This window comes from Polaribacter sp. BAL334, assembly GCF_015767435.1.
Classification (GTDB): Bacteria; Bacteroidota; Bacteroidia; order Flavobacteriales; family Flavobacteriaceae; genus Polaribacter.
In genome coordinates this window covers 50,149-62,244 of record NZ_JADWOV010000271.1, presented here as the reverse complement: position 1 = coordinate 62,244, position 12,096 = coordinate 50,149, and the positions used below count along the sequence as shown (strand labels likewise).

Annotated in this window: 9 protein-coding genes; 3 read left to right on the top strand and 6 right to left on the bottom strand. The window is 32.5% G+C overall.

Translation table 11 applies throughout. From position 1 onward, the window contains the following. Positions 1 to 121 precede the first annotated feature (121 nt). Both IU405_RS06675 and IU405_RS06670 read left to right on the top strand, forming a co-directional pair. Positions 122 to 2,920 (top strand): TonB-dependent receptor, encoded by a 2,799-nt coding sequence (locus tag IU405_RS06675; RefSeq protein WP_197437833.1) that lies wholly within the window; start codon positions 122 to 124, stop codon positions 2,918 to 2,920. 18 nt (positions 2,921 to 2,938) lie between these two features. Beyond that, entirely contained in the window at positions 2,939 to 4,477 is a 1,539-nt protein-coding gene (locus tag IU405_RS06670) for a G-D-S-L family lipolytic protein (protein WP_197437832.1), read from the top strand. A 75-nt stretch (positions 4,478 to 4,552) separates the two neighbouring features. Here IU405_RS06670 and IU405_RS06665 read toward each other — a convergent pair whose 3' ends face one another. Further along, positions 4,553 to 5,767, bottom strand: a complete 1,215-nt coding sequence (locus tag IU405_RS06665; RefSeq protein WP_197437831.1) for an aminotransferase class V-fold PLP-dependent enzyme — start codon at positions 5,765 to 5,767, stop codon at positions 4,553 to 4,555. Positions 5,768 to 5,865: 98 nt separating this feature from the next. Between IU405_RS06665 and IU405_RS06660 the strand changes: the two genes are divergently transcribed. Continuing rightward, positions 5,866 to 7,179, top strand: coding sequence for a serine hydrolase domain-containing protein (locus IU405_RS06660; RefSeq protein WP_197437830.1), 1,314 nt, complete (start codon positions 5,866 to 5,868; stop codon positions 7,177 to 7,179). Positions 7,180 to 7,207: 28 nt separating this feature from the next. Here the strand turns inward: IU405_RS06660 and IU405_RS06655 are convergent, their stop codons facing one another. From IU405_RS06655 to IU405_RS06635, 5 genes are all read right to left on the bottom strand, one after another. Next, complete coding sequence (locus tag IU405_RS06655) at positions 7,208 to 7,411, bottom strand: hypothetical protein (protein WP_197437829.1); 204 nt, start codon at positions 7,409 to 7,411, stop codon at positions 7,208 to 7,210. A gap of 213 nt (positions 7,412 to 7,624) precedes the next feature. Beyond that, positions 7,625 to 8,782 (bottom strand): ATP-binding protein, encoded by a 1,158-nt coding sequence (locus IU405_RS06650; protein ID WP_197437828.1) that lies wholly within the window; start codon positions 8,780 to 8,782, stop codon positions 7,625 to 7,627. 299 nt (positions 8,783 to 9,081) lie between these two features. Continuing rightward, on the bottom strand, positions 9,082 to 10,395 hold the full coding sequence (sufD, locus tag IU405_RS06645) for a Fe-S cluster assembly protein SufD (RefSeq protein ID WP_197437827.1): 1,314 nt from the start codon (positions 10,393 to 10,395) through the stop codon (positions 9,082 to 9,084). Between the two features lie 80 nt (positions 10,396 to 10,475). Next, entirely contained in the window at positions 10,476 to 11,228 is a 753-nt protein-coding gene (sufC, locus tag IU405_RS06640; RefSeq protein ID WP_197438018.1) for a Fe-S cluster assembly ATPase SufC, read from the bottom strand. 12 nt (positions 11,229 to 11,240) lie between these two features. Continuing rightward, on the bottom strand, positions 11,241 to 12,077 hold the full coding sequence (locus IU405_RS06635) for an N-acyl homoserine lactonase family protein (RefSeq protein ID WP_197437826.1): 837 nt from the start codon (positions 12,075 to 12,077) through the stop codon (positions 11,241 to 11,243). Between the last annotated feature and the right edge of the window lie 19 nt (positions 12,078 to 12,096).

Below are 12,096 nucleotides of genomic sequence, written 5' to 3'. Positions count from 1 at the left end.
AATATGCCTATTTGCCAATTAAATAGTGTTGTTTTTGACAATATGATAAATTTTTTATAGAACTATTCAGAAATTCAAATTTTTTTGTACTTTGCATGCTACTTAACTAATAATTCAAATTATGATAAAAAAGATTTTATTCATTGCTTTTATAGCTTTTGGTAGTTTGTCTATGGTGGCTCAAACTACGATTTCAGGGACTGTAAAAGACGCAAAATCAGGGGAGTTTCTTCCTGGTGCGAATGTAAAAGTTTCAAGAAAATCTGTTGGAACAAGTACTGATTTCGACGGGAGATTTGAACTTAAAACCACTGATAATCCGCCATTTACAATAGAAATTTCCATGATTGGATACAAAACGGAAGAAGTTCAAATTACTAAAAAAAATCAAAAAGTAGAAGTTAGTTTATCAGAAAACGAAACTTCGCTAGACGAGATTGTAGTATCTGCTTCAAGAACTCCAGAACGTATCATGGAATCTCCAGTAACCGTTGAAAGAATGGATATCAGAGAGATAAAAAACACCTCTTCTCCGTCGTTTTATGACGGTTTAGAGAACCTAAAAGGTGTAGATGTGAACACAAACAGTTTAACTTTTAAGTCTGTAAACACTCGTGGATTTGCCACTTTTGCAAATACTCGTTTTATGCAATTGGTTGACGGAATGGACAACTCTTCACCAGCACTAAACTTTGCTTTGGGTAATTTACTTGGAATGTCTGAATTAGATGTTGAAACTGTAGAATTACTTCCTGGAGCTTCATCAGCTTTATATGGAGCAAATGCTTTTAATGGAATTATGTTCATGACTAGCAAAAGCCCTTTTAAAGATCAAGGAATTAGTGTTTCTTTAAAAACAGGAATTACGAGTCAAGATGCTGCAGGCGATAATGCATACAACGATTTTAACATCAGAATGGCATATGCTTTTTCTGATAAATTTGCTGCAAAAGCAACCTTGTCTTATTTAGATGGAACAGAATGGTTTGCAACTGATTATAGAAATACTAGAAACGGAACTTATACTTCAGGAGATAGAAATTCTGACAGAAATTATAACGGGTTAAATGTTTATGGTGATGAGGTTTCAACAAACATTAGAGGAGTAGCACAATCATTAGAAAGATTGGGAATTTTACCAAATGGAGCTGCAGCTTTAGTACCTAGTGAAAATATCAGTAGAACCGGATATGACGAAAGAGATTTAATGACTTATGAAGCTAAAAGTGTTAAGTTTTCAGGATTATTAAATTATCGTCCTTTTGGTGATGATCGTTTAGAAATTATTTGGAATTCAAAATATGGTGTAGGAAATACTATCTATCAAGGAACCAATAGATACAATATCAAAGACTTCTTTATGGAGCAACATAAATTGGAGTTCAGAGGAAAAAATTTCTTTGTAAGAGGTTATATGACCAATGAAGATGCAGGAAACTCATATGATACGCGTTTTGCAGCAATCAATATTAACAGAGCATGGAAAGATGACAATACTTGGTTTGGACAATATGTTGGAGCTTACTTTCAAGGAACTTTAGGAGGTTTAACTTCAGACCAAGCTCATGCAATTGCAAGACAAACTGCTGAAACAGGAAGATTTTTACCAGGAACTACAGAGTTTCAAGAAGCTTTTGATAGAATTACGTCAGATCCAGATTTGGTTACAGGATCTAAATTCCAAGACAATACAAAATTATATCACGTAGATGCAAATTACAATTTTCAAGATGTCATTGATTGGGCTGAATTTCAAATTGGAGGTTCATATAGATTGTATTCTTTGAATTCGAATGGAAGTATTTTTACAGATTATGATGGTCCAATTGATTATGATGAATATGGTGTTTACACTCAAATGCAAAAGAAATTTTTAGAAGAAGATCGTTTAAAATTAACAGCTTCTTTACGTTATGACAAAGCTCAAAACTTTCAAGGAAATTATTCTCCAAGAGTATCTTTAGCATATGCAGCAGGTGAAGGAAAAAACCAAAATTTTAGAGCTTCTTTCCAAACTGGATTTAGAAATCCAACAACTCAAGATCAATACATTGGTTTGAATGCAGGAGCGGCATATTTGGTAGGTTCAGCACCAGACAATTTAGATAGATATTTTACTCAGCCGTTAATTGTTAGTGGTTTTGGACAAGGAATTTTAGGCACACCAACCACAAGAGTTTCAGGAAGAGCAGCTTACGAAAATGCGTTTTCAGCAGAATCAGTTACAAATGGAGCTCCAACAAAAGCAGATGTAGCTCTGGTAAAACCAGAAAAAGTAACAGCTTATGAACTTGGTTATAGAGGTTTGGTAAAAGCAGGAGAAAAAAATATCACCATCGATTTAAGTGGTTACTACAATAGCTACCAAGATTTTATCGCTGGTAAAAATGTAATTGTTCCTTTCTATGGTACTGTTGGAGACAATTCACTTTCTTTAGCGGCTTTACAAAATAGTGATATTGCTGTTTTTCAAACATATACAAATTCAGCTGCTGACATCAGTTCTTACGGGGCTTCTATTGGTTTGAACACAAAAATATTCAACAATTTTGACTTTGGATTAAATTATACTTATGCTAAGTTTGATTTTGATCAAGCGTCTGATCCTGATTTTGAAGCAGGATTTAATACGCCAGAGCACAAAGTAAAAGTACAATTTGGGAATACAGAATTATTTAAAAACTTTGGATTCAATGTAAACTTAAGATGGCAAAATGCTTTTGTTTGGGAATCAACTTTTTTAGATGCTACTGTTGACGGACGAACTGTTATTGACGCTCAAATCAATTATAGTGTGCCAAAACTTAAATCGGTATTTAAAATCGGTGGTGCAAATATTGGTGGACAAGAGTATTTTAGTGCCCCTGGAGTTGGTGCTATAGGTTCACAATACTATATTTCTTGGACAATTAATAACTAATTAAAAAACATTTTATTCATGAAAAATTATAAATATATAGGATTATTTCTAGCGTCATTAGCCATCATTTCATGTGATGTAAACAATGATTTAGATGATATCCCAGCAGTGGTTGTACCAGAAGTTGAATTAAATACAAATGGATTGAATTTTTCTAAATACGTTGCAATTGGTGCCTCTTTTACAGCTGGTTTTACCGATAATGCATTGTTTATTGCAGCTCAACAAAATTCATTTCCAAATATTTTAGCAAGCAAATTTGGTACAGATTTTAATCAACCAATGATGAATGATAACATTGGTGGGTTGCTTTTTGCAGGAAATGTAATACAAGGACCAAGGTTGTTTTTTAATGGTTCAGGACCTGCTACTTTAGCAGCAACTCCAACAACTGAAGTGACAACTAAAGTGACAGGAGCATTGCACAATTTTGGTATTCCAGGTGCAAAAAGTTTTCATTTAGTTGCACCAGGCTATGGAAATCCTGCAGGAGTTCCATTAGGATTGGCAAATCCATATTTTGCAAGAATGTCATCAAGTGCCAACGCAACTGTTTTGGGAGATGCCATTGCGCAAGCACCTACTTTTTTCACTTTATCTGAAATTGGTGGAAATGATGTGTTAGGATATGCGCTTTCTGGTGGATCAGGTGTTGATCAAACAGGAAATTTAAACCCTGCCACTTATGGAGGTAGTGATATTACAGATCCAAACGTATTTGCTCAAGTATTTAGCAGTATGGTAACTACATTAACATCTGGAGGTGCAAAAGGTGTTGTTGCAACAGTTCCTTACATTACCAATTTAGCACATTTTACATCAGTTCCTTACAATCCTGTTCCTTTGGATGCTGCAACTGCAACCCAACTTAATACACAATTATTAGGGCCAGTGATTCAAATTTTAACAGCTTTAGGCCAGCCTAATAGAATTACTTTATTGCAAGCAGCGTCAAATAATAAATTACTTATTAGAGACGAAGATTTAGTTAATTTCTCTGCTCAAATTAGTGGAGCTTTGCAACAAGCTGGAGTTCCAGCTCCTCAAGCACAATTAATGGGAAATCTATATGGACAAGCAAGACATGCAACACCTTCGGATTTATTTGTTTTACCAGTATCTAGTGTTATAGGAACATCAACAAACGAAGCGCCAGCACCATTTAATACAATTGGCGTAACATATCCATTAGCTGACAGTTGGGTAATTACACCACAAGAACAAGCAGCCATCAAAACGGCTACTGATGCTTATAATACAACAATTACTGCCATTGCAAATTCTAATCCAAATGTAGCTTTGGTTGATTTTAAAGCAGTTTTAGAAGAAGCCTCAACAGGAATCAAATTTGATGGTTATACTATGACTACAAAACTTGTAGTTGGTGGTTTAATCAGTTTGGATGGTGTGCATTTAACGGCAAGAGGATATGCGTTGATGGCAAATAAAATTCTAGCTGCTATGGATGCTAAATTTGGTACAAACTTTACTACAGCAACCAATGGTTTGGCAAAAGCAGGAGATTATCCAACAAATTACTCACCAGCATTGAGATAATTTTAAGGAAATAAATGATAACAAAAAAGGTTGAGAATTTTCTCAACCTTTTTTTATGAGATATAATTTTAAAAACTAAGAAAGCATCATCACCGCTTTTTTCAGTGCGGCAATCATCACGTCAATTTCTTCTTTTGTGTTGTAAAATGAAAATGAAGCTCTTACTGTTCCTGGAATGTTATAAAAATCCATAATAGGTTGTGTACAATGTTGACCTGTTCTTACAGCAATTCCTAATTTATCAAGAATAGTTCCTATATCATAAGGATGAATTGAACCCACATTGAATGAAATAACGGCTGTTTTTTCTGGAGCAGTTCCATAAATTTTGAGTCCTTCAATCTTCAATAATTCTTCTGTGGCATACATCAAAAGTTGTTGTTCATACCCTGAAATTGTTTCAAATCCGATGGAATTCATATAGTCTAATGCAACTCCAAAAGCAATTCCGCCACAAATATTTGGGGTTCCTGCTTCAAATTTATGAGGCAAACCTGCATACGTTGTTTTTTGAAAAGTAACGGTTTCAATCATTTCTCCTCCACCTTGATAAGGAGGCAATTTTTCTAACCAAGCTTGTTTTCCATACAACATTCCAACACCTGTTGGGCCACACAATTTGTGTGCAGAAGTTACATAAAAATCAACATTTAAAGCTTGTAAATCAGGTTTAATATGAGGTGTTGATTGCGCTCCATCAATCAAAACTGCTGCACCAACTTTGTGAGCTGCATCAATAATTTCTTTGATGGGATTGACAGTTCCTAACGCATTCGAAACATGATTACAAAACACCAATTTGGTGTTTTTATTCAAGATTTGATGATACCTTTCCATTTCTAAAGTTCCTATTTCAGTCATAGGAATTACCCTTAAAATAGCGCCCGTTTTTTCGCACAACATTTGCCAAGGAACAATATTTGAATGATGTTCTAAAGCAGAAACGATGATTTCATCATTTGGATTTAAAATTTCGGAAAATCCAGCAGCGATTAAATTGATTCCATGAGTTGTACCCGAAGTAAAAATGATTTCATACGGATGTTTCGCATTGAAATGCTGTTGAATTTTGATTCTTGCAGCTTCGTATTTATCAGTAGCTTCTTGACTTAAAGTATGCACTCCTCTGTGAATATTTGCGTTGTAATTGCTATAATAATCTACAATGGCATCAATCACTATTTGCGGAGTTTGAGACGTAGCAGCATTGTCAAAATAAACCAAAGGTTTGCCATTGACAACTCTTTTCAGAATGGGAAAATCTTCACGAATTTTAGCAACATTGAACATAATCATCATTTTAGATTACAAAGATAAAGGTTGAAATTTGATTCGATTCAAAAACTCCATATCATTTTCTTACTTTTACATAGTCAAAATCTAATTTTATGAAAATTATAAAGCGTTTTTTAGTACTTCTGTCAGTAGCAGTTTTATTGATTGTGATGTTGAATTATCCAAAACTAAATATTATTGCTGGATATTCAGCAAAAAATACTGCTTCTTCTGTTTTTTTAGCAGAAAGGAGTTTGGCTTTTACGGATGCAACAGATAATAATTTTTCGCCTGTGAATGTGGCAACTGATCATCTTGATAATCATAAAATGGCGATTTCTTCAGTTTTTGGATTGTTGACACGAAAAGCCATTTACAGAGAAGGTTTGGGTGCCGTTTTAACGCTTTCAGAAGAGGATGAAAATGCTCCTTTTTTGAAACCAAAAAGAGCAAAATCTGACAATGTCACACCTTTTCCTTATGGAAATGCACCCCAAAAGGACACTGTTTTTGCAAATGTAAATTATAACCAATTGAAGGAAACTGTCAATTCAATTTTTGGAAATGAAAAAACAAGAGCTGTTGTTGTGATTTATAAAGACCAAATTATTGCCGAAAAATATGATCATGGATTTGATGAAAATTCTAAAATTTTAGGTTGGTCAATGACAAAAAGTATCACAAGTACCATTTTCGGAATTTTACAACATCAAAAAAAATTGAATGTTTCAGACAAAGCTCCTATCAAATCTTGGCAAAATGATGCTCGTAAAAACATCACCATTCATAATTTGTTACAAATGAATTCAGGATTGGAATGGGATGAAAATTATGATAATATATCGGATGTTACCAAAATGCTTTTTTTGGAAAAAGACATGACAAAAGCGCAAGAAATAAAGCCTCTTTCAGGCAAGATAAATGCCTCTTGGAACTATTCGTCAGGAACCACGAATTTATTGTCAGGAATTATCAGAAATCAATTTGAAACGCATCAAGAATATTTGGATTTTTGGCACACCAATTTGATTGATAAAATTGGCATGAATTCCATGGTTTTAGAAACAGATTTGGCAGGAAATTATGTAGGATCTTCTTATGCGTGGGCAACTGCTAGAGATTGGGCGAAATTTGGCTTGTTGTATTTGCACAAAGGAAACTGGAATGGCGAACAATTATTTGATGCAACTTGGGCAGATTATGTTGCAACACCAACACCAACTTCAGATGGAACGTATGGCGCACAATTTTGGCTAAATGCAACACCAACGTTTCAAGATGTTCCTAAAAACATGTTTTTTGCTGATGGATATCAAGGTCAACGTGTATATATTTTGCCCGATCAAGAGTTAGTTGTGGTTAGAATGGGACTTTCTGGGATGGATGAAAATGCTTTTTTGAGTGGGATTATTCAATCAATCAACTAAAAAAGCGTAGGAAAATCAGCTTTTCAAATTATTTTTTTGGATTTATCAAACTTAGGACAATAGCCACTAGTCCAATTCCAATTGTAATATAGGAGTTTGTATTATCTTGAACTTTTACCAAATCGATTTCTCCAATAGAAATTTGAGTTTCGGGAATGACTAATGTATAAATTCCATAAAATGTTAAAGCAATTCCGATAATCAATAATATTGATTTTATGGTTCTGTTCATGGAAAATTATTTTCTTAAAGATAACAAAAAACACGCATTCAAAATTTCTTAAATGCGTGTTTCTTAGTTTTATACAAAAAAAATGTAATTACAAATCAAAACCAATATTTACTTTCAGTTTTTGTGCAATTATTTTTGTAATTCTCTTTTTTACTTCTGGGATTTTTACGCTGTCTAAAACCGTATTTGCAAAGGCGTACATCAATAATGCTTTTATAAAATTATTTCTCTCCAACTCATCACTTTACCTAAAGTTCGCTCTTGGTTAAAAAGCCCAGTATGTACAATGCTTTTACTTTGAATTAAAGATGGTTTTAGTTTTTCAAAATAGGTTAATCCTTTAAACATTTCAGTCATAATGGTTTCTGATGCTTTAATTTCTACTAAATTTAAAAGTTCAGAATTTTGCCAAATCAAATCTACTTCATGCCCTACAGCATCTCTCCAAAACCAAAAATCTAACAATAAATTATGGTGATAATTTTTTTTAATGAACTCATTTATAACATAGTTTTCAAAAAGACTTCCTTTGAGCGCACTCAATTTTACGCTTTCAGCATCGTTTATTTTCAATAAAAAACAGAGGAGTCCAGTATCGTAAAAATACAATTTTGAAGTTTTTGTAACACGTTTATTGAAATTAGAAAAATAAGGTTGCAGTTGATACACAATATAACTACTTTCTAACACAGAAATCCAAGATTTTGCTGTTGGTTGCGAAATTCCACATTCGTTTGCAAGGGAATTCAAATTTAGTAACTGCCCTGCTCTTGCAGCACAAAGAGAAATAAAATTCCGAAATTGTTTTAAATCTTTCACATTCATCAGTTCAGATAAATCACGTTCTACATAGGTTTGAATGTAATTTGAATAAAAAACTTTGGATGAAATATCCCTGTCATAAATAGCAGGATAAAATCCTTTTTGAAGATTTACCGCAAAATCATCATCAAGCCAATTTGCCTCTTGCATTTCTGAAACATCAAAAGGTAATAATTTAAACAAAGCGACTCTGCCAGCTAAACTTTGAGTAATATTTTGCATCAGATGAAAATTTTGTGAACCAGACAAAATGTATTGTCCCATAATTTTGTCTTCATCTACTTTGGTTTGTAAATATGAAAACAATTCAGGAGCACGTTGCGCTTCATCAAAAATTACGTATTTATCATATTGTTTTAGAAAACCATTTGGATCATCTGTTGCAAATTTTCTGATGTCTAAATTTTCTAAATTTACATACGTATAATCTGAAAAATGGGTTTGTAAAAATGTAGTTTTCCCTGATTGCCTTGGGCCAGTTAAAGCCAAAATAGGATATTTATTTTTATAGATATCCATTTCGTATTTTATCTTTCTGTTTAATCTCATAAATCATTTATTATCAAACAAATATATAAATAATATTGAAATTACACTATAATTAACTTTGAAATTGAATAATAATTAACTTTGAAATTACACTATCATTAATTTTGAAATTGCACAACTATTTTGGAATGATTAAAATTTGAAGATTTAAAAAAACTCAAAACAAATATTCAATTTATTTTATGTTGATAAATTAGTTGTAAGTGAGTTAAAACGAAACTTTTATGGTTACAAAAAACGCAATTAATACCGAAATTTTGGGATTAGTTGCGTTTTTTAAATTATTAAAAAACAACGATTTACAAATCAAAACCAATATTTACTTTCAGTTTTTGTGCAATTAATTTTGTAATTCTCTTTTTAACTTCTGGGATTTTTACGCTGTCTAAAACCGTATTTGCAAAGGCATACATCAATAATGCTTTTCCTTCTTTTTTCGGAATTCCACGTTGTTGCATGTAAAATAATGCATCATCATCCAATTGACCAATGGTACAACCATGTGAACATTTTACATCATCAGCAAAAATTTCAAGTTGAGGTTTCGCATTTACAGTAGCTTTATCACTTACCAAAACATTATTGTTTTGTTGATAAGCATTCGTTTTTTGTGCTTCTTTTTCAACAATTACTTTTCCATTAAAAACACCTGTTGAACGCTCATCATAAATTCCTTTATAATCTTGATGACTTTCGCAATTTGGTTCAATATGATGCACCAAAGTGTGATGATCCACATGTTGTTTTTCTTCAATAATGGTGATTCCTTTCAAAATCGAGTTGATATGTTCTCCTCTTTGATAAAAATTTAAGTTGTTTCTGGTGATATTTCCACCAAAAGAAAAGGTATGAACGGATACTTCACTATTTGTTTTTTGTTCAATATAGGTGTTATCAACCAAAGATGCATTCAAATTATCATTTTGGATTTTGTAATAATCAACAGTCGCATTTCTTCCCACGAAAACTTCTGTAACTACATTTGATAAAACCGCATTTGAGTTTAAACTTTGATGACGTTCAATGATTTGAACATGTGCATTTTCTTCAACAACAATCAGATTTCTAGGTTGCATCATGGTTGCAATTTCAGCACCCGTTGTCAAATTGATAATTTGAATTGGTTTTTGAACTTCCACATTTTTTGGAATATAAATGTAAGCACCTTCTTTTGCAAAAGCGGTGTTCAAAGAAGTCAGGTTGTCCTGTTTTGCTATTTTATTGAAATAATTTTCAATAACAACTTTGTATTTTGGCTTTGTTAAAGCTGCAGACATCAAGCAAACATCAATGGTATCATGCGTTGTTTCTGATAAGAATGAGCTGTATTTTCCGTCAATAAAAATAACTTTATAAGAATCTATATCAGAAATAAAATATTTTCTTACTTCTGCCAAATCAACAGAAACCTCTTTATTTGGAAGAATACAAAAATCATTTTTTAATATAGGATTTAAAGAAGTGTATTTCCAAGCCTCCAATTTTTTTGTTGGAAAACCCAATTTCTCAAAGTTTTCAAATGCTTTTGTACGAATTTCATGAATGTCAGAATTCATGTCCATTTCGTTTTCAAAAGCCACGTATGAAGAGAGTATTTTATCTTTTAATTCCATTTTTTTTAGTTTAAAGTTCAAAGTTCAGAATTCAAAGTTTTTCAACTTTGAATTACAAATTTTGAATTTTGAATTCAATTTTAGCTTACCAATTCCTGCTTTATCCAATCATATCCTTTTGCTTCTAGTTCTAAAGCCAAAGAAGCATCACCTGATTTTACGATTTTTCCATCGTATAAAACATGCACAAAATCAGGAACGATATAATCTAACAAGCGTTGGTAATGTGTAATTACAATTACAGCATTGTCTTTAGATTTTAGCTTGTTTACGCCATTTGCAACGATTCTCAAAGCGTCAATATCCAAACCAGAATCTGTTTCATCAAGAATCGCTAATTTTGGCTCTAACATTGCCATTTGGAAAATTTCGTTTCTTTTTTTCTCACCACCAGAAAAACCTTCATTTAAAGAACGAGATAAAAATTTACGATCAATTTCTAACAATTCTGATTTTTCACGGATTTTTTGCAACATATCTTTTGCAGGCATGTCTTCCAAACCTCTTGCTTTTCTATTTTCGTTGATAGCCGTTTTTATAAAATTGGTTACAGAAACTCCAGGAATTTCAACAGGATATTGAAACGATAAAAACACGCCAGCATGTGCTCTTTCTTCAGGAGCCAATTCGCTAATGTCTTCGCCATTTAATTCAATGGTTCCTTGGGTAACTTCATAGTCTTCTCTACCAGCAATAATATTGGCAAGCGTACTTTTTCCGGCACCATTTGGACCCATAATTGCATGAACTTCTCCTGCTTTTACTTCAATATTCAATCCTTTTAAGATTGATTTTCCTGCTACTTCTGAATGTAAATTGTTGATTTTTAAAATCATGACACAAATTTATTTGTTTAATAATTTTTCTAATTTTTGAAAATCTTTTGGTGAATGCTGAATGATGACTTCTGCATTTTTTTCTTTTGCAAAAGCTTCAAATTTCTCCATACTTTCCAATGTTTGTTTTACATCATAATTGAATGATGGAACTCCTTTATTTTTTCTATTTTCTTCAAAATGATACAAATCTCCCGTTAATAAAATCGGTTTTTCCAATCCAGAAACTTCAACATACAACACTTGATGACCAATGGTATGACCTGGCATGTATTTGATAACCACAGTTCCATCTCCAAAAACGTCATAATCTCCAGTAATTTTTTTAACTTTTTTCAATGTTGCAACTGATGCGTCTTTTTGCGCTAAACTATCACCCAAAACTGAATTGTATTCGTTTTCTTGCACAATCCAAGTAGCATTTTTCATGTAATTTGCATGTCCTGTATGATCAAAATGAGAGTGTGACATGGCAAAATATTGAAAATCTTCTATTTTAAATCCGATAGATTTTAACTGATTTACCAAAGAATCTGGACGTTGAATTCTATAAACGCCACTTGGCTCATCATAAGGCTCAGGAATCACCAATTGTTCAGGCAAACCTGCATCCCACATTAAATTTCCTTTTGGATGAGAAATTACATAATAAGCATCCGTAAATTGTTTTGACTGACCTGTATACGTAGTATCTTGAGAAAAAACTTCTAATTTTTTTACCAAAATGGAACCCCCAACTAATTGATAGATTTTAACTTCTGGTTTGCTATTTTCTGCTGATTTTTTTTCAGTGTTTTTGCAACTTACGATTCCAATTGCAAAAAAAAGAATCAATAATTTTTTCATAATTTGTTTTATTAAAATT

Coding starts and splice junctions, on each gene's coding strand:
- IU405_RS06675 (WP_197437833.1), top strand. CDS start 122: ATGATAAAAAAGATTTTATTCATTGCTTTTATAGCTTTTGGTAGTTTG.
- IU405_RS06670 (WP_197437832.1), top strand. CDS start 2,939: ATGAAAAATTATAAATATATAGGATTATTTCTAGCGTCATTAGCCATC.
- IU405_RS06665 (WP_197437831.1), bottom strand. CDS start 5,767: ATGTTCAATGTTGCTAAAATTCGTGAAGATTTTCCCATTCTGAAAAGA.
- IU405_RS06660 (WP_197437830.1), top strand. CDS start 5,866: ATGAAAATTATAAAGCGTTTTTTAGTACTTCTGTCAGTAGCAGTTTTA.
- IU405_RS06655 (WP_197437829.1), bottom strand. CDS start 7,411: ATGAACAGAACCATAAAATCAATATTATTGATTATCGGAATTGCTTTA.
- IU405_RS06650 (WP_197437828.1), bottom strand. CDS start 8,782: ATGAGATTAAACAGAAAGATAAAATACGAAATGGATATCTATAAAAAT.
- sufD (WP_197437827.1), bottom strand. CDS start 10,395: ATGGAATTAAAAGATAAAATACTCTCTTCATACGTGGCTTTTGAAAAC.
- IU405_RS06635 (WP_197437826.1), bottom strand. CDS start 12,077: ATGAAAAAATTATTGATTCTTTTTTTTGCAATTGGAATCGTAAGTTGC.